General features: G+C 71.9%; 17 protein-coding genes. 8 read left to right on the top strand and 9 right to left on the bottom strand.

Going from position 1 to position 17,826, the window contains the following annotated elements:
- Positions 1-15: 15 nt before the first annotated feature.
- From AOM01_RS04445 to AOM01_RS04430, 4 genes are read right to left on the bottom strand one after another with little or no spacing between them, the layout of a single operon-like run.
- Complete coding sequence (locus AOM01_RS04445; RefSeq protein WP_156155821.1) at positions 16-876, bottom strand: ATP-binding cassette domain-containing protein; 861 nt, start codon at positions 874-876, stop codon at positions 16-18.
- 11 nt (positions 877-887) lie between these two features.
- Entirely contained in the window at positions 888-2,678 is a 1,791-nt protein-coding gene (locus AOM01_RS04440) for a dipeptide/oligopeptide/nickel ABC transporter permease/ATP-binding protein (protein WP_062289523.1), read from the bottom strand.
- Positions 2,675-3,616, bottom strand: a complete 942-nt coding sequence (locus tag AOM01_RS04435) for an ABC transporter permease (protein WP_062289520.1) — start codon at positions 3,614-3,616, stop codon at positions 2,675-2,677. The genes AOM01_RS04440 and AOM01_RS04435 overlap by 4 nt, the downstream gene beginning before the upstream one ends.
- Positions 3,617-3,670: 54 nt before the next feature.
- On the bottom strand, positions 3,671-5,230 hold the full coding sequence (locus AOM01_RS04430) for an ABC transporter substrate-binding protein (protein ID WP_062289517.1): 1,560 nt from the start codon (positions 5,228-5,230) through the stop codon (positions 3,671-3,673).
- A 109-nt stretch (positions 5,231-5,339) separates the two neighbouring features.
- Between AOM01_RS04430 and AOM01_RS04425 the strand changes: the two genes are divergently transcribed.
- The 4 genes from AOM01_RS04425 to AOM01_RS04410 all read left to right on the top strand — a co-directional run bounded on the left by AOM01_RS04425 (position 5,340) and on the right by AOM01_RS04410 (position 8,550).
- Positions 5,340-5,960 (top strand): TetR/AcrR family transcriptional regulator, encoded by a 621-nt coding sequence (locus AOM01_RS04425; RefSeq protein ID WP_062289514.1) that lies wholly within the window; start codon positions 5,340-5,342, stop codon positions 5,958-5,960.
- A 182-nt stretch (positions 5,961-6,142) separates the two neighbouring features.
- Positions 6,143-7,075: a LysR family transcriptional regulator gene (locus AOM01_RS04420; RefSeq protein ID WP_062289511.1), complete on the top strand. Its 933-nt coding sequence runs from the start codon at positions 6,143-6,145 to the stop codon at positions 7,073-7,075.
- 118 nt (positions 7,076-7,193) lie between these two features.
- Positions 7,194-7,748 carry a quercetin 2,3-dioxygenase gene (locus AOM01_RS04415; protein ID WP_062289509.1) on the top strand — a complete coding sequence of 185 codons (555 nt, stop codon included), beginning with the start codon at positions 7,194-7,196 and terminating at the stop codon, positions 7,746-7,748.
- Positions 7,738-8,550, top strand: a complete 813-nt coding sequence (locus AOM01_RS04410; protein WP_228374209.1) for an alpha/beta hydrolase — start codon at positions 7,738-7,740, stop codon at positions 8,548-8,550. The genes AOM01_RS04415 and AOM01_RS04410 overlap by 11 nt, the downstream gene beginning before the upstream one ends.
- A 21-nt stretch (positions 8,551-8,571) precedes the next feature.
- Here the strand turns inward: AOM01_RS04410 and AOM01_RS04405 are convergent, their stop codons facing one another.
- Both AOM01_RS04405 and AOM01_RS04400 read right to left on the bottom strand, forming a co-directional pair.
- Positions 8,572-9,363 carry an IclR family transcriptional regulator gene (locus tag AOM01_RS04405; RefSeq protein ID WP_062289505.1) on the bottom strand — a complete coding sequence of 264 codons (792 nt, stop codon included), beginning with the start codon at positions 9,361-9,363 and terminating at the stop codon, positions 8,572-8,574.
- A 39-nt stretch (positions 9,364-9,402) separates the two neighbouring features.
- Entirely contained in the window at positions 9,403-9,957 is a 555-nt protein-coding gene (locus tag AOM01_RS04400) for a carboxymuconolactone decarboxylase family protein (RefSeq protein WP_062289917.1), read from the bottom strand.
- A 127-nt stretch (positions 9,958-10,084) separates the two neighbouring features.
- On the opposite strand from AOM01_RS04400, the gene AOM01_RS04395 reads away from it, so the two are divergent.
- Genes AOM01_RS04395 through AOM01_RS04380 form a run of 4 tightly spaced genes read left to right on the top strand, consistent with a single transcriptional unit; the run spans position 10,085 to position 13,576 of the window.
- The gene (locus AOM01_RS04395; protein WP_062289503.1) at positions 10,085-10,996 is read left to right on the top strand and encodes an alpha/beta hydrolase fold domain-containing protein; all 912 of its coding nucleotides are present in this window, start codon (positions 10,085-10,087) and stop codon (positions 10,994-10,996) included.
- Positions 10,997-11,026: 30 nt separating this feature from the next.
- Positions 11,027-11,806 carry an SDR family NAD(P)-dependent oxidoreductase gene (locus AOM01_RS04390; RefSeq protein ID WP_062289501.1) on the top strand — a complete coding sequence of 260 codons (780 nt, stop codon included), beginning with the start codon at positions 11,027-11,029 and terminating at the stop codon, positions 11,804-11,806.
- 46 nt (positions 11,807-11,852) lie between these two features.
- Positions 11,853-12,728: a fumarylacetoacetate hydrolase family protein gene (locus AOM01_RS04385; protein ID WP_062289499.1), complete on the top strand. Its 876-nt coding sequence runs from the start codon at positions 11,853-11,855 to the stop codon at positions 12,726-12,728.
- Positions 12,725-13,576: a fumarylacetoacetate hydrolase family protein gene (locus AOM01_RS04380; protein ID WP_062289497.1), complete on the top strand. Its 852-nt coding sequence runs from the start codon at positions 12,725-12,727 to the stop codon at positions 13,574-13,576. Before AOM01_RS04385 ends, AOM01_RS04380 begins: the two co-directional genes overlap by 4 nt.
- A gap of 52 nt (positions 13,577-13,628) precedes the next feature.
- Here the strand turns inward: AOM01_RS04380 and AOM01_RS04375 are convergent, their stop codons facing one another.
- Genes AOM01_RS04375 through AOM01_RS04365 form a run of 3 tightly spaced genes read right to left on the bottom strand, consistent with a single transcriptional unit; the run spans position 13,629 to position 17,826 of the window.
- A complete protein-coding gene (locus AOM01_RS04375; protein ID WP_062289494.1) occupies positions 13,629-16,019 on the bottom strand; it encodes an alpha-L-rhamnosidase in 2,391 nt (796 codons plus the stop codon).
- On the bottom strand, positions 16,016-17,173 hold the full coding sequence (locus AOM01_RS04370) for an acetyl-CoA C-acyltransferase (RefSeq protein ID WP_062289491.1): 1,158 nt from the start codon (positions 17,171-17,173) through the stop codon (positions 16,016-16,018). Before AOM01_RS04370 ends, AOM01_RS04375 begins: the two co-directional genes overlap by 4 nt.
- Complete coding sequence (locus AOM01_RS04365; protein ID WP_062289488.1) at positions 17,170-17,826, bottom strand: 3-oxoacid CoA-transferase subunit B; 657 nt, start codon at positions 17,824-17,826, stop codon at positions 17,170-17,172. The genes AOM01_RS04370 and AOM01_RS04365 overlap by 4 nt, the downstream gene beginning before the upstream one ends.

The following is a 17,826-nucleotide window of genomic DNA, read 5'->3' as shown; positions in this document are numbered from 1 at the left end:
GCGGGTGGGGCGGGTTCAGGCGGCGCCGGCCTGGAGGTCCTGCTGGGCCTGGATGTCCTTGAGCCGGAGCCGGTCGGCGCGGCGCTGCTCCTGCGCGGCGGGGTCCGGCACGGGCGACGCGAGGAGGAGCCGCTGGGTGTACGGGTGCTCGGGCGCGGACGTGACCGCGTCCCCGTCGCCCCACTCCACGATCTCGCCGTGGTAGAGCACAGCGACGCGATGCGACATCTCGCGCACGACCGCGAGGTCGTGCGAGATGAAGAGGTACGCGACGCCCGTGCGCTCCTGGATCTCCAGGAACAGCTCGAGCACGCGGGCCTGCGTCGACAGGTCGAGGGCGGAGACGGGCTCGTCGCACACGATGAGGGTCGGGTCGAGCGCGAGCGCGCGGGCGATCGCGACGCGCTGGCGCTGCCCGCCGGAGAACTCGCGCGGGTAGCGGTCGGCGGCGTCCGCAGGGAGCGCCACCATGTCGAGCAGCTCCCGCACCCGGGCGCCCGCCTCCTTCTTGGACGTCTTGCGTACGATCATCGGCTCGGTGAGCGAGGCGCCGATGGTGAGCGCCGGGTTGAGCGACGAGTAGGGGTCCTGGTAGACCACCTGGATGTCGCGGGTGAGCTCGCGGCGACGCTGCTTGGTCGGGTGGGAGATGTCCTCACCCTTGAAGGTGAGCGTCCCGCCCGAGACCGGCGCGAGACCCAGCAGGGCGCGCCCGATGGTGGTCTTGCCCGAGCCGGACTCCCCCACCAGGCCGACGGTCTCGCCGGGCCGGATGTCGAAGCTCACTCCCTTGACGGCGCGGAACGGCAGGGCACGGAGCCCACGTCCCGGGTACGCGACCTCGAGGGCGTCGACGGTGAGCAGCGGCTGGTTCACGGTGTTCTCCTTCATCGCAACGCGCCCGCCCCGAGGGAGCCGGCGCTCGCCACGCCCGGCAGCGGTGCGCGCGGCGCGCCCTGCGGGATCGCGGCGAACAGGGCGCGGGTGTACTCGTGGCGCGGGCCCTCGAACACCGCGCGTGTGGCGCCCGTCTCGACCATCACGCCCTTCTGCATGACGGTCACCCGGTCGCAGATGTCCGCGACCACGCCGAAGTTGTGGGTGACGATGAGGATCGCCATGCCCAGCTCCTCCTGAAGGTCGCGCAGCAGGTCCAGCACCTCGGCCTGAACCGTGACGTCGAGCGCGGTGGTCGGCTCGTCGGCGATCAGCAGGTCGGGGTGGGAGGAGACGGCGCCCGCGATCAGCACGCGCTGCGCCATGCCGCCGGAGAGCTGGTGCGGATACGAGTCGAACGCGCGCTGCGGGTCCGGGATGCCGACCTTGGCGAGCAGCGACAGCGCCCGTTCCTTCGCCGCGCCCTTCTTCATGCCGAGCACCTTGACGAGCGGCTCGGTGAGCTGGTGACCCACCGTGAAGGACGGGTCGAGGTTGGACATGGGCTCCTGCGGCACGTACGCGATGCGCGAGCCGCGCAGCCGGTTCATCTGCGCGTCGCTGCGCCCGACGAGCTCCTCGCCGTCGAACTCGACCGAGCCGGCCATCACCTTGCCGCCCTGGGGAAGCAGGCCGAGGATCGCGAACGCCGTCTGAGTCTTGCCCGAACCCGACTCGCCGATGAGGCCGTGGGTCTCACCGCGGCGGACGGTGAGGCGCGCGCCCTTCACCACTGTCGCATAGCCGTCGGCGGCCGGGTAGGCGACGGCGAGGTCGCGGACGGTGAGCAGCGCCTCGCCCGCGGGCGCGTCGCCGTGGTCGAGCAGCGGAGCCACCTCGCCGTCGAGCGCCCACGGGCTCGCGGCCTTGTGACGCTTGTCGCCGGTGCCCTCGAGCTCATCGCGCAGGGCGGTGCCCAGCAGCGTGAGCGCGATGGTGGTGAGTCCGAGCACGAGTGCGGGCCACAGCACCAGGTTCGAGGAACGGTTGATGTTGTAGAAGCCCTCGTTGAGCATCTGACCCCACGTCGGGGTGGTGGGATCGCCCAGGCCGAGGAAGTCGAAGCCCGCCTGCATCCCGATACCCGCCGCGATCACGCCCGACATCAGCAGGATCACCGGGGCACGCACCGCGAGGAGCACGTGGCGGCCGATGATGCGCGCATCGCCCAGACCGGAGGTGCGGGCCGCGTCGACGTACAGCTCGTTCCGGACCGACCGCACGGAGGTGTAGACGACGCGGTAGTAGACGGGCGAGATGAAGAGACCGAAGATCGCCATGGTCCACCACATCGACGGGCCCATCACGGAGCGAGCGGCGATCAGCACGATGATCGACGGCAGCGACATCGTGAGCGCGGTGAACCAGGCACCCGCCGCGTCGATGAATCCGCCGTAGTAGCCCGCGATGAGGCCGGAGGTGAGGCCGACCGTGACGGCGACCGCCATCACCAGCAGGCCGCCCGCGAGCGAGAACGCGGTCGCGACCAGCAGCCGTGACAGGATGTCCCGTCCCGCGGCGTCGCCGCCCAACAGGTACTCGGGGCCGGGCTCGGCGAGGATCATGCGCAGGTCGGTGGCGCTCGGGTCGAACGGCGCGAGCCACGGCGCGAGCGCTCCGATGAGGACCACGACCGCGAGGATCAGCATGGACACGCCGCCGAGCGGGTGCCGCACCAGACGGCGGAACAGGCCGGGACCGGAGCGGCGCGCCGGTGCGGCCGCGGGCGATACGGAGCTCATGACAGACGCACCTTCGGATTGACCCAGGCCTGCACGACGTCGACCAGGGTGTTGACCAGGACGACGATCACGCCCGTCACCACCACGATGCCCATGACGACGGGGATGTCGCCCTGAGAGGTGGCGTTGAGTGCGAGCGGGCCGAGGCCAGGGATGGAGAAGAGGGTCTCGACGATGACCGCACCGCCGAGGAGGATGACGAACTGCAGGCCGAGCACGGTCAGCGCCGGCCCGGCGGCGTTGCGGAGCACGTGCTGGAAGACGATCGAACGGCGCGGGAGGCCGCGGCTGCGGAGCGTGCGCACGTAGTCACGCTCGAACGCGTCGATCATCGAGCCGCGCACCTGCTGCGCGACGCCGCCGATCGAGCCGACGGTGAGAGCGACGACAGGCAGGGTGATCGACAGCGCCCACGCGCCGAGATCGTCGGACGGCCGCGTGTAGCCGGTGGCCGGGAACCAGTCGAGGTTGATCGCGAACACGAGCACGAGCGCCATCGCAAGCAGGAAGCCCGGGATCGCCTGCCCGAGCACTGCGAGGAACTGCACCGCGCGATCGGCCCATCCGCGGCGGGTGGCGGCGAGGGCGCCCAGCGTGATGCCGATGATCGCGGTGAGGACCACCGAGCCGACCGCGAGGCTCACGGTGACCGCCATGCGGCTCATCACCGCCTCGGTGACCTCCTGGCCTGAGAACCACGAGCGCCCGAGGTCGCCCGTGAGCGCGGAGCTCGCCCAATCCGCGAACTGCACGAGGACCGGACGGTCGACGCCGATCCTCTCCTCGACGACCGCGACGGCGTCGGGGCCGGCCTGCTGGCCGGCGATCCGCTGTGCGACATCGCTCACCCCGAATTGAAGGAAGAAGAACGTGAGCACCGCCAGGGTGGCGATGAGGCCGACGCCGGTCGCGAGGCGCCGGCTGACGAAGCTGAGCATGATGTCTCCAGGTCCAGCCGGTGGGGGCGGCAGCGCCGCCCCCACCGGTGAGGGTCAAGCGGTGGCGGTGATGTCCCAGAGGTTGGACACGGCCTGGCCGGACTTCATGGTGACCGCGAAGCCGTCGGCGGTCACGATGGCGCCGATGACGCGGTAGAACGGCGCGAACCACGCCTGGTCGACCACGTACTCGTTCAGCTCCTTGGCCGCGGCGGCGCCGTCCTCTCCGCCGAGGCGGATGCGGGCCGCGAGGGCCTCGACGGTCTCGTCGGCCTGGTGGTACACGTTCCAGGCCGCCCCGGGCGCGATCGCCTGGTTGTAGGTCTGCCACGCGAGGGGCTCCTGGTTGAGACCGAACGCGAACGCCGACCACTTGCCGCCGAGAAGGTCGCCGAAGAACGACTCGCCCGCCTGCTCGTAGTCGATGAAGATGTTGGACTCCGCGAGCACGCCCTTGATCAGCTCGGGCTCGGAGGCCGGCACGAACGAGGTCTGCGGCATGGTGATGTGGATGCCGTCGGGGTAGCCCGCCTCGGCGAGCAGCGACTTGGCCTTCTCGGGGTCGTAGGGGTAGGCGTCCTCGAGCTCGGCCTCGTAGGCGTCGCCCTCGACGTTGAAGATCTGCGTGGTCGGCTCGCCGTAGCCCGACTCGAGACCCTGCAGCAGGCCCTCGCGGTCGATCGCGTAGTTGATCGCCTGCCGCACCTTGACATCGGCGAGCGCCTCGTTGTTGACACCCCAGCGGTCGGCGAGGATGAGGCCCTTCCAGTTCACCGGGATCGAGTTGGTGGTGTAACCCGCCGCCTCCGCGTCGGGGATCTGCGTGAGCGAGTTGAGGTTGGAGATGTCGACCTGACCGTCGCGCAGCGCGTTCAGCAGTGCCGATGCATCGGCGTAGTAGTTGATGGTGATCGAGTCGAAGTGCTGGTCCTCGGGGGCCCAGTAGTCCTCGTTCGCGGTGAACGTGTAGGTGGCGCCGATCGTGGACGACGCGGCATCGAGCACATACGGGCCGGTGCCGACGGGCGTGGTCTGCGCGTCGGGCGCGTCGAAGGTCGACGGCGACGCCACGAGGCCCGCCTGCATGCTGAGGTTGATCTCGAGCGCCGGGTCGGGAGCCGAGAGGGTGATCACGACGGTGTCGTCATCCGCGGCGGTCACGTCGGTCACGGCGTCGAGCAGGGCGCGGTCGGGCGACGCGCCCTCGCGGAAGCGGTTGAGGTTGTCGACGACCACCTGCGCGTCGAGCGCCGTGCCATCGCTGAACGTCACGCCGTCGCGGATGTCGAGCGTGAGCTCGGTGAGGTCCTCGTTGTACTCCCACGCCTCGGCAAGGCCCGGCTGGACCTCGTTGGTGGCCGACGTGCGGAGCAGGCTGTCGTAGACCGCCATGTAGTAGGTGGCCTCGTTGCCCCAGGCGGCGTCGGCGGCCACCCAGGTCGAGATGTCGACGACGGCGCCGATCCGGAGCTCGGGCGCGCGGCCCTCGATCGCGGTGCCCTCCGACCCGCCGGCGGCGGGCGAGGTGGCGTCGTCGGAACCGGACGACGAGCATGCGGCCAACGCGAGCGTGGCCATGCCCGCCACGGCGGCGAGCTTGGTGTGTCGAAGCATCGTTGCTTTCCTCCTTGGGGTCACGTCATCGGTGACGTGCCGGTGACGCTAGCACGCAAATTCTTAAGGGTGCAAGATTTTAAAAATCACGACCTGGTAACCTCTCGCCATGGCAACGCAACGGGGCGCCTACAAGAAGTCGGCGAAGCGGCGCGAGGAGATCCTCGACGCGGCCTTCGACGTGTTCTCGCGCCAGGGCTACACGGCGGCATCCGTCAACGAGATCGCCCGGACCGTCGGCATGACGCAGCCGGGCCTGCTCCACCACTTCGGGAGCAAGCTCGCGCTCCTCGAGGCGGTGCTGGAGCGCCGCGACCAGCTCGCCCTCGACATCCTCTCGGGTCGCCACGACATCGAGTTCCTGCACGGCCTGCTTGAGATCGCGCGACGCAATAAGGCTGTACCAGGGCTTTTGCGGCTCTACTCGATTCTCGCGGCCGAGTCCTCGACCCCGGACCACCCCGCGCACCCGTTCATCGCCCGGCGCTTCGGATTCGTGGTCGGCGGCACCACGCGCGCGTTCGAGGAGATGCAGGCGCGCGGGTTCCTCCGGGACGGCGTCGACCCCCGGACCGCGGCCCTCGAGACCACCGCGATGGCGGAGGGCCTGCAGCTGCTGTGGCTGCAGGGCCTCGACGTCGACATGGAGCAGATCATCCGCAGCCACTTCGACAGCTACCTGACCGCGCCGCTCGACGCATCCGCGGGAAGCCTCAGCGCGGGCGCCTGAAAGTCACCAATCTTTCAACCGTAAGACTTTCACGGCTCCCAAGGACCGCCCCCTAGCCGCCTGGCGCCCGCGGGCGCTCGGCCCCGACGCGACGCGATCGCACCTTCTGGCCCTCGACGCCCCTCACGGATAGGCTGTCCCACACGATCCGAGGCACCGGCGCCTCGGCGCGAAGGGAAGACATGGACGTCTCGGTGCCCACGCTGCGCTATTTCTGCGTGCTGGCCGAGGAGCTTCACTTCGCTCGCGCCGCCGCACGCCTCACCATCACCTCCCCCTCGCTGAGCCAGCAGATCGCAGGCCTCGAAAGGACCGTCGGAGGCCAGCTGTTCGAGCGCACGTCCCGCTCCGTAGCGCTGACCGAGCTGGGCCGCGCGCTGCTGCCGCGCGCGCGTCAGGTGGTCGACGCCCACGACGACCTCACCGCGTGGCTCGCGGAACGACGCGCGCCCGAGGAGAGCACCCTGCGCCTCGGAGTGGTCGCGGCGGGCGCGGGGCCCCTCACCGCGGCGATCATGACCGCGGTCTCGCAGATCCCGAACCTTCGCCTCGAGATGCGCCGCGTCGGCTTCTTCGAGGTCGAGCGGGAGCTGACCGCGCGCCGGGTCGACGCGGTGCTCGCGCCCGCCCCGCTCCCCCACGACCAGGCGATTCTTTCCACGGCGCCGCTGTGGACCGAGCCCCGCGTGCTCGTCATGCGCGCCACCCACCCGCTCGCGACACGCGAGTCGATCTCCATCGACGAGGTGCGCGACGAGACCTTCGTCGCCGTGTCGGGCGAGCACGCGGACGCGATCGCGTGGTGGACCGTCGACCCGCGGCCCGACGGCTCGCACCCGCGCCTGGGCCCGCGCGCGGACGACATCGAGGGCCTGCTCGAACTGGTCTCCGCAGGCATGGGCGTCAACATCGCCGCCGCGTCTGCCGCCGCCCACTACCCCCGCGCCGACCTCGCATTCGTGCCCATCCGCGACATCGAGCCGGCCACCATCCTGCTGTGCACGCGCAGGCGCCGCGAGGGCGTGGTCGCGGCTTTCGAGGAGATCGCGCAGGCCGAGGCGCGCCGCGCGAAGGGCGAGGCCGGCCTGCTCGCCCAGCCCGCGCATCGTCCATAGGCGGCACCTACCGAACTGTAGGCATCTCGAACTTCCCCTGCGGGACCTTGGTCCCGAATGCTGGTGCCCAGCGGCCCGACGACGAGGTCGGCCGCGCACCAACAAGGAGGTTGGCTCGATGTCCCCGAATGAGGCACCCGCTCTCGCGGCCCAGCACGCAGGGATCCTTCCCGGCTCCCCCAAGCCGTTCTACCTGGACAACGGCGAGGGCGAGAAGTCCGTCGTGTTCGACACGCTGTTCACCATCCTGCTCACGGGCGACGAGACCGACGGCCAGTACGACGTCTTCAGCTGCGAGGGCAACGCCGGCGACATCATCCCGGCCCACATCCACCCGTTCACGCACGAGATCTTCTTCATCGTCGACGGCGCGGTGCACCTGTGGATGGACGACGAGGACGGCTTCAAGGACGACCGCGTCCTCACGCAGGGCGGCTTCGGGTTCGTGCCCCAGGGCACCATCCACGCCTTCCGCATGGAGGCGCAGTCCAAGATCATGGGCGTGAGCTCCGCCGGCTTCGCGCGCTTCTTCCACGCGATGGGCACGCCCACGGACAAGCCGGGCATCCCCGCCCCCAGCGAGTTCTACATCCCGAAGTTCGAGCAGATGAAGGCCGCCGGCGACCTCTACGGCACCGTGTTCCGCCCCGACTACAACTTCCTTGAGGACTGAGACCGCAGCGCCCGCGCGCCCGGCCGTGCTCCGTGACCTCGTGTTCGCGGAGCCGGTCGGGTTCCGGCCGCTCAGCCTGGACCTGCACCTGCCCGCAGCCACGGGTGCCCCCGTCGTGGTGTTCCTCCATGGCGGCGGCTGGCGCGTGGGCAGCCGCCGCACCATGGCGCCCACCATGCCCGGCGACGCGCCCTTCGCGCGCATCACCGACGCCGGCCTCGCGGTCGCCTCGATCGACTACCGGCTATCCGGCGAGGCGTGCTTCCCCGCGCAGGTGGACGATGCGGCGATCGCCCTGGACTGGCTGCGTGCCCATGGTGCGGGGCTGGGGGTGGATGCGTCGCGCGTGGTGCTCTGGGGCGAGTCGGCGGGCGCGACGCTCGCGGCGCTCGTGGCGCTCGGGCCGGACGAGGCGCGGGCCGGGGTGCGCGGCGTCGTGGACTGGTACGGGCCCGCGGACCTGGTGGCCCTGGCCGAGGAGCAGCACGGTCTCGACGACCCGGGCCTGCGCGAGGCCGGATGGCTGGGCCACGCGGTGGGCGCGGATGTGGACCGCGCCCACCTCGCAAGCCCGGTCTGGCAGGTGAGGCCGTGCGCACCGCCGTTCCACATCGCGCACGGCACCTCGGACACCGCGGTCCCGCCGTCGCAGAGCGTCGCGCTCGCCCAGGCTCTCCTCGCGGCGGGAGCGGACGCCGAGCTCACGCTCGTTCCCGGCGCGGGCCACCTGTGGCAGGGCGACGTCGACCGTGACGCGATCCTCGACGCCGCGATCGCCTTCGCGCGGCGCGTGACGGCCTGAGCGATGCGCGCGGCGACCGTTTCAGAGCGCTCGCAGGCGCACCGAGATGTCGTCGGCCGTGGCCCGGAGCGCGTCGAGGAGCGGCCCGCGGAGCTCCTCGACCGTGTGCCGGTTCGCGGCCACCGCGATGTTGATCGCCGCCGCCGGGAGACCACCGCGGCCGAACACCGGCACGGAGACCGAACGCAGCCCGGCGGCCACCTCCTGGTCCTGCAGAGCGAAGCCGTCGCTCCGGATGCCCTCGAGCGCGGGCGCCAGGTCCGCGGCGGACCGGGCGGCGTTCGGGCCCACGGCACGCGTGAAGTCGTAGCCGGCCAGGACCTCGGCGAGCTCGTCCTCGGGCAGGTACGCGAGCAGCAGCTTGCCCATCGAGGTGACCGGCGCCGGCAGCGTGGACCCCACCTGCACGTTCGCGGTGACCAGGTCGGAGTTGCGCAGGCGCACCAGGTAGAGCACCTCGTCGCCGATGAGGACGCCCATGTTGACGGTCTCGCCGGTGGTCTCGGCGAGCCGACGGAGCGGCTGCTCGCTCACCTGGACCAGGCTGGAGCCGCGCAGCGCCGCCGATCCGAGCGTCAGCACCGCCACGCCGGGGCGGATCACGCCGTCATCGGAACGCTCGAGGAAGCCGCCCTCCTCGAGGGTGGCCACCACGCGGAACGCCGTGGGCATCGGGATGCCCGTGCGATCGCTGATGTCGCGCAGCTTGAGCTCGGTGACTGTCTCGTCGAACAAGCGGAGCACGTCGAGGCCCTTGGCGAGGGCCTCGATCCGGTAGCGGTTGCCCGCCTTGGCGTCGGCATCGACTTTCATGGTGTGAAACCTAGTCCCTTTCCTGGCGGTTCGTCGCGATCACGCGCCGACGCGGAAGACTCGGAGCTGCAGCGCGAGGGTCGCGTAGTAGCCCACGAGGGTGGTGAGCTCGAAGATGGCAGGCGCGCCAAGCGCGGTGGACGATGCGCCCCACGCCTCGTCGTCGAGGTCGCCGTCGAGGAGGGCGACGGTGGCGCGGGCGACCGCGGCCTCGTCGCCCGCGAACGCTCCGGCGTCCTCGCGGCGCAACCCCTCGAGCTCGCCATCCGTGAGCCCGGCCGCGCGCCCCACCGCCTCGTGGGCCTCGCGCTCGAAGTCGCTGTCCCAGCGCGCCGCGACCAGCAGGATCGCGATCTCGCGACAGCGATCGGTGAGCGCGCCGCGGTAGCGGATCGCGGCGCCCAGGTCCTGGAGCGCGGCACCGAGACCGGGCGCGAGGAGCATCGCGTTGAAGGGTCCGCGGAGGGAGCCGTCGTCGCGCGTCAGCGCGAAGTGCTGCGGACCCGCGGCGCGCGGGCCGCCGGTGATGGTGCCGTACAGCGCGGCCTGATCGGGGTCGAGCGTCTCGGGGCGAAGCCCTGGGAGCCGCGTCATCGGCACCTCCGTGTGCGAGTCCATGGGTCGATCGGCGGGACCGGCGGGTCGCGGTTGACGCCACATCGGTCCCGCCGTAAATTCAACCATTGAAAGTGCTTTTTGGTCAATGAAAGCGAGATCGACGATGATCACGATCGCCACCGAGGACCTCGCGCTCCGCGCGGCGGGCCACGACTTCGGCATCCGGGTGTACCCGGCCGCCCGTCCCGACGGCACCATCGCGGTGTGGCTGCACGGTGGCGCGTTCATCTTCGGCGACCTCGACGTGCCCGAGGCGGATGCCACCTCGCGATACCTCGCGGAGCACGGCACGTCCGTGGTCTCGGTGGACTACACGCTCGCGCCCATCGACGCGCTCGCATCCATCCCGCTTCCCCCGCCGCAGGACGGCATGCCGTCGCCCGAGGACCTGGTCAAGTCGCTCGGCTCGGGTCGCTCGCGCGCGCCGTTCCCGGTCGCGTCGCTCCAGGCCGTCGCCGCCTTCGACTGGGCCGCGGAGCACGCGACGGACCTCGGCGGGGTCGCTCACGCCGTCGCGATCGGCGGCGCGAGCGCGGGAGGCAACCTCGCCGCGGGCGCGGCCCTGCGCCTGCGGGACCGCGGCGCGAACGTGCCGAGCGCATCGTGCCTCATCTATCCCGTGCTCCACTCCACGCTCCCCGAGCCGGACGAGGAGCTCGCGGCCAAGATCGCGCGCCTCACGTCGGGCTTCGACATGTCGCCCGAAGCCACCGCCGGGATCAACGCCAACTATCTCGGCGGGGCGCCCGCGACGGACCCGTACGCCTTCCCCGGCGGGCACGACCCGCGCGGAGTGGCACCCACGCTCATCGTCAACGCCGACAGCGACCGCCTGCGCGCCTCCGGCCAGGCTTACGCCGCGGAGCTGGCCGCGGCCGGCGTGGAGGTCGAGGCGGTGCGCGCCGCGGGCTCCGAGCACGGGTTCCTCAACGGCCTCGAGGACCCGCATCGGCTCGCCGTCCTCGCCCGCATGTCCCGCTTCATCCACGAGCGCGCCGCCACGGCGCGCGCCTGACCCACCCCCACGCCTCGAAGGAGAGACGCGATGTCCCAGATCTTCCCCCGCTTCGCCGGCAAGACCGTTCTTGTGACAGGAGCCGGCACCGGATTCGGCGCCGAGATCGCCGTGCGCGCCGCCCAGGAGGGCGCGCGCGTGGCCGTCCACTACCGTTCGTCCAAGGCGGGCGCGGAGGCCACTCTCGCGCGGATCCGCGAGGCCGGCTCGGACGGCATCCTGGTCCAGGCGGACATCATCAGCTGGGACCAGATCAAGCGCATGGCCGACGAGGTGTGGGAGGCGTTCGGCGGCCTCGACGTGCTCGTCAACAACGTGGGCGACGTCTCGAGCGAGCAGATGTCGTGGAAGGAGCTCACTCAGGAGGCGCTCGACGCCGTGGTCGATGTCGACGTCAAGGGCACGCTGCTCATGACCCACGAGTTCGGCGCCCGCATGCTCGAGCAGGGGCACGGCGCGATCGTCAACGTCGGCTCCACCGTGGTGGTCAAGGGCTCGCCCCGCGCGCCGCAGTACGCCGCCGCCAAGTACGCGATCCTCGGCATCACCAAGTCCTACGCGAAGGCCTTCGCCCCCGCGGTGCGTGTCAACACCTTCGCGCCGGGCTTCATGGAGACCGAGCGGCTGCTGCAGCGCGAGGACTGGAAGAGCGGCCGCCGCGAGGTGCTGATCTCGCAGACACCCATGGGCCACATCCCGCCGCCCGAGTTCGTCGCCGGCGCCTGCCTGTGGCTCGCGACCGACGAGTCGGCTCACCTCACCGGCGGCTACATGCTCGCCGACGGCGGCTTCAACATGGTCGGCGCGTAGGCGCGCCGACCCCCCCGGACACCACGACAGACAAAGAGGAGAAGCAATGAAGCTCATCACCTTCGACGAGGGCCGCGTCGGCCGCCTCGAGCTCGAGGAGGGCGTGGTCATCGAGCTCGACGTCCCGTCGACGCGCGAGTACTTCGAACGCGGCGGCAAGGTCGGCGAGACCGGCGAGCGCCTGCGCTACGAGGACGTCACGCTGCGCGCCCCGATCCGCCCCAAGAAGTTCTTCCACACGGCGGGCAACTTCATCGACCACCACAACGAGCTCACCGCCGTCGACTGGTCGCACCCGGTCCACAAGGGCATCGTGTTCTTCCAGAACCTCGACGCGATCATCGGCCCCGAGGACCCGATCGTGTACCCGGAGGGCCTCACCCGCGAGCTGGACTACGAGCTCGAGCTGGCGATCGTCATCGGCAAGGGAGGCAAGTTCTTCGGCCCCGACGAGGCCGAGGACTACATCGCCGGCTTCACCGTCTTCAACGACATCACCGCGCGCGACATCCAGCGCAAGGAGATGGAGTCCGGCGTGTTCTCGTTCTCCAAGGGCATCGACACGTTCTGCCCCATCGGCCCGTGGATCGTCACCAAGGACGAGGTCCCGGACATGCACAACCTCGCGATGGAGCTGCGCGTCAACGGCGAGGTGCGCCAGAGCGGCAACACCAGCAAGACCCGCATCACATGGCCCCACCTGGTCGCGTACCACTCGCCGCAGGTCTACTCCCCCGGCGACCTCATCACCACGGGCACCATCTCGGGCGTCGCCGCGGTCCAGAAGAACCCGTTCGACTTCTACCTCAAGCCCGGCGACGTGGTCGAGGCTGAGATCGAAGGCATCGGCACTCTGCGCAACCCGATCATCTCCTGGCAGGACGCGTACGGCGAGCCCGCTCCCGTGCGGGTCGACTGGTGAGGGTCGCCAACCTCGACGGCCGCCTCGTCCTCGTCACCGAGGAGGGGCGGGCCGTCGATGTGGCGGAGGCCTCGGGCGGGCGCTTCGGCCCCGACCCCATGGCAGCGTTCGCGGACTGGCGCGGCTTCGCGTCGTGGGCAGCCGAGCGCCTGAGGGACGATGCGCCGGGTGCCCGGGCGCTGCCCCTGGACCCCGCGCGGCTCGGCGCCCCCGTGCCGCGCCCCGCGCAGATCTTCGCGATCGGCGTGAACTACCGCGAGCACGCGGACGAGGCGGGCTACCCGCCCGACAGCCTGCCAGTGACCTTCACCAAGTTCGCCTCGAGCCTCACGGGGAACGAGGCGACCGTGGCCCTGCCCGACGGGAACGTCGACTGGGAGGTCGAGCTGGTCGTCGCGATAGGTGTCGGCGGTCACGGGATCGCGCGTTCCGACGCCTGGGCGCACGTGGCGGGCGTGACCGTGGGCCAGGACCTCTCGGAGCGGATCGCCCAGCTCGCGGGGACGATGCCGCAGTTCAGCCTCGCGAAGTCGCACCCGGGCTTCTCGCCCACGGGGCCGTGGCTCGTGACGCCGGACGCGCTGCCGGACCGCGACGACCTGGCGATCTCCTGCGCGATCGACGGGGAGACCATGCAGGACTCCCGGACGTCGCGGATGATCTACGACATCCCCGAGCTGATCGCGCGGCTCTCGGCGGTGGTGACGCTGCTGCCGGGGGACCTCATCTTCACCGGCACGCCAGCGGGCATCGGGAACCGCCGCACCCCTCCGCGCTTCCTCCGCGCGGGCGAGGTGCTGACGAGCCGCGTGGAGGGGGTGGGCGAGCTGGTGACGCGCTTCGCCTGACCAGGCAGCGCCCGCCGCGCGCGCATGAGACCGCGCGCGGCGGGCGCACCCCTCAGCCGTGGATGTCCTCCGCGACGTACCGGTGCGCCCCGCCGACCGCCTCGTGGACGGCACCGCCCGGGAGCCGCACTTCCGCCACCGTGCGCTCGGGCAGCACGACGTCGAGCGTGAAGGTCCCGTCCTCGATCCGCCACGCGACCTCGACGGGCCCGCGGCGCGTGACCTGCCGGGTGCGCGCCCACGTGAGCGCCCCGGGCACGGGCTCGATGACGACGCGGCGGTACGCCTCCTCCCCCGGCGCCGGCTCCGCGGGCAGGCGCAGGCCCGCCACGTGGGTGTGGAGGAACGCGATCACCGCGCCCTTGGAGTAGTGGTTGAGCGAGCCCTGCACGCTCCCGTCCGGAATCACCGCGTCCCACCGTTCCCACATCGTGGTGGCGCCGGCGTCGAGCATGCCGAGCCACGACGGGTGGCCGGTCGACACGAGCAGCCGATGAGCGAGAGCGGCCTGACCATGGTCGGCGAGCGCGGGCAGCAGCTGACCCGTGGCGAGGAAGCCTGTGCCGAGGTGTCCGCCGGACTGCTCGATCAGCGCGGCGAGCCGCTCCGCGGTCGCCGCGCGCAGCTCCGCGGGCACCAGCCCGAATACGAGCGCGCGGACGTAGTGCGCCTGACGCTCCTCGGTCAGTGTCCCGTCGGCGCGCAGGTACTCGGCGCGCCAAGCCTCAAGCGCTCCCTCCGCGATGGCGCGGCACTCGGCCGCCGCATCGTCCTCCCCCACGATCCCCGCGATGAGGGCGGTGAGATGAGCGGAGCGGTGCAGGAAGGCCGTGGCGACGATGCCGTGGTCGACGGTCGGGTCCGGGTTCGGCGGCACACCGGGCTCGAGCCATTCGCCGAAGTGGAAGCCGATGTCCCACAGGTAGCGCTCGTGCGGCGCGGCCCCGGGCCGGGCGGCGGCGCGGTCGGGGTGGCGGCCCGCGGCGGCGCGCCCGGCGGCGTACCTCACCCACGCGAGCGCGGCGGGCAGCGACTCGCGCAGCCCGTCGACGGCGCCGTAGGCGCGCCAGAGCTCCCACGGCACGATCGCTGCAGCGTCGCCCCAGCCGGCCGAGCCCGCGGACATGTCCTCGAAGGCGTCGCCCGAGGGCCGGTCTCCAGGCGGGTTGGGCACCACTGTGGGGATGCGGCCGTCGGCCCACTGGTCCGCGGCGAGGTCGCGCAGCCAGCGGCGCGAGAAGTCGTCGACGTCGGCGAGCAGCGCGCCGGCGGCGACGAAGATCTGCCAGTCGCCGGTGAAGCCCGACCGCTCGCGCTGCGGGCAGTCCGTCGGGACGGAGCAGGCGTTGCCGCGCAGGCTCCACCGCACCACCTCGTGGAGGCGCTCGAGGCTCGGGTCGGAACACGCGAACTCTCCGGTGCGGGCCAGGTCGCTCTCGACCATCACGCCGCACGCGCCGCCGAGGGACAGCCCGTCGGGTACGCCGTCGACCTGGACGTAGCGGAAGCCGTGCGTGGTGTGGCGCGGCTCGAACACGTCGCCCGGCCGCCCCGCGGAGATCACCTCGTCGACCTGCCCGGCAGGCAGCAGCGCGCGCGTCGCGAAGTTGAAGGCCCGGAGGTGCTCGAGGGTGACGAGCCCGTCCGCGTCGAGCACCTCGCCGTGCGTGAGGGTGAGGTGGGTGCCGGCGGGGCCGAGCTCCGTCAGGCGCATCCAGCCGTTGATGTTCTGTCCCAGGTCGATCACCGCCGTGCCGGGACGCGGGTGCGTGATCGCGACGGGCGCGAGCTCGTCGCTGCGGCGCACGCGGGGACCCGCGGCCGGCGTCAGGCGCGCGCGGTCGGCGAGCAGCGCATCGTACGGCGCGTCCACAAAGGCCCATCCGTCGCCGCCACCCGTGAACCACGCGTCATCGAGCAGGCGCAGGTCGACGGCCTGGCCATCCATGAGGTCGGCGCGGGTGACGTGGCTCGGGCGCGACTCCCAGCCGGCGCCGGTCGCGGCGACCACCGCATCGTCCCCCACGATCGCGGCGAGCATCGCCGTCCTCTCGCCGAAGCCATCCGGGCGCCTCTGGAAGCCGTGACGGCCGCGGAACCAGCCGTCGGACAGCAGGAACACCAGGGTGTTCTCGCCCTCGCGGACCAGCGGGGTGACGTCGTAGGTCTGCACCTCGAGGCGCTTGCGGTAGGCGGTGAAGCCCGGTTCGAGCTCGTCGTCGCCGACTCGTGCGCCGTTGAGGAACGCCTCGTAGACGCCGTGCGCGGTCGCGACCAGGGACAGCGGGCTGCGACCGGGGGCGACGGTGAACGATGCGCGCAGCAGGTGGGCGGGACGCTCGCCCGCCGGCGCGACCACGGGTTCGTGCGGGGCGATCCAAGCGGCGGCGGCGAGCTCCCGAACGGGGCCGGCCTCCACTGGTGCGGGTGCGGTGGCGGTCATCGGAGCGCCTCGACCACCACCGCCGAGCCCTGTCCGCCGCCGCCGCAGATCGCGGCCACGCCGAGCGCGCCGGGTCCGGACAGCGCCGCGGTGCGTGCCACCGTCCCGACGATGCGCGTCCCCGACGCGCCGATCGGGTGGCCGAGCGCGATCGCGCCGCCATGCACGTTGACGATCGCCGGGTCCACGGCGAGCGCACGCGTGGACGCGAGCGATACCGCGGCGAACGCCTCGGAGATCTCGAACGCGGCGACGTCCTCGACGGCGCGTCCGGCCCGCGCGAGCGCGGCGCGCGCCGCATTGGCCGGCTGCGTGTGGAGCGAGACGTCCGGCCCGGCGACGAGCGCCCACGACAGCACGCGCGCCAGCGGGTTCTCCACCAGCCCCTCGCGCGCGAGCACGATCGCGGCCGCGCCGTCGGAGATCTGCGAGGCGTTGCCCGCGGTGATGGTGCCCCGGCCGCCGAACGCGGGACGCAGCCGCGCGAGCGACTCGACCGTGGTGCCGGCGCGCAGGCCGTCGTCGGCGACCACCGCATCGTCCGCTCGCGGCGAGGTGAGCGGCGCGATCTCCTCGGCCTGGAACTCGAGGGACGCGGCGAGGCGGCGGTGGGACTCGGCCGCCCACGCGTCCTGCTCCTCGCGGGTGAGGCTGTACCGCTCGGAGTGCTCCTCGGTGGAGGCGCCCATGGCGCGGTGCTCGAACGCGTCGGTGAGTCCGTCGTGCGCGAGCGTGTCGAGCATCTCGATCGCGCCGTAACGCGCGCCCATCCGCGACCCGACGTACGCGTGGGGCGCGAGCGTCATGGACTCCTGGCCGATCGCGAGCACCACCTCGGCCTCGCCGGCGGCGATGAGCCGGGCGCCCTGGGCGACGGCCTCCGTGCCGGACAGGCACACCACGTTGAGGGTCGACGCGGGCACGGTCATGGGGATGCCGGCGCCCACGGCGGACTGGCGGGCGGGGTTCTGGCCGGCGCCTCCCTGGAGAACCTGGCCTGCGACCACCGCGTCCACCCGGTCCGGCGCGATCGCCGCACGCTCCAGCGCGGCCGCCGCGGCGTGCGCGCCGAGGGCCGTCGCGGGGACGCGGGCGAACGCGCCGCAGTACTTCACGAAAGGCGTGCGGGCGTAGCCCGCGATGACCACGCTCACGCGGCACCCTCCCCGACCGGCTCCTCGACCCGCACCGGCGCGCCGGTGGCCTCCGCGACCTGCTCGAACGTCACCCCGGGCGCCAGCCGCCTGAGCACCAGACTGCCCTCCTCGATGTCGAGCACGCAGAGGTCGGTGACGATCCGGTTCACCACGCCCACCCCCGTGAGCGGCAGCGTGCACTCCGCGACGATCTTGGGCGTGCCGTCCTTGGCGACGTGATCGGTGATGACCACCACGCGCTTGGTGCCGGCGACCAGGTCCATCGCGCCGCCCATGCCCTTCACGAGCTTGCCCGGGATGGTCCAGTTGGCGAGGTCGCCCGTCGCGGACACCTGCAGGGCGCCCAGGATCGCGGCGTCCACGTGGCCGCCCCGGATCATCGCGAAGCTGGTGGCGGAGTCGAAGAAGCTACCCCCGGGCAGCACCGTGACGGTCTGCTTGCCGGCGTTGATGAGGTCCGCGTCCTCGTCGCCCGTCACCGGGAACGGCCCCATCCCGAGCATCCCGTTCTCGCTCTGCAGCGTCACGGTCACGCCGGGCGGCAGGTGGTTCGCCACCAGCGTGGGGATGCCGATCCCCAGGTTCACGTACTGGCCGTCGCGCAGCTCCTCGGCCGCGATCGCGGCCATCTCCTCACGGTCCCATCCCAT

Source organism: Demequina phytophila, assembly GCF_000971135.1.
GTDB classification, from domain to species: Bacteria; Actinomycetota; Actinomycetes; order Actinomycetales; family Demequinaceae; genus Demequina; species Demequina phytophila.
Note: the sequence above shows the minus strand (reverse complement) of the source record. Positions and strands in the feature narration are given on the sequence as shown.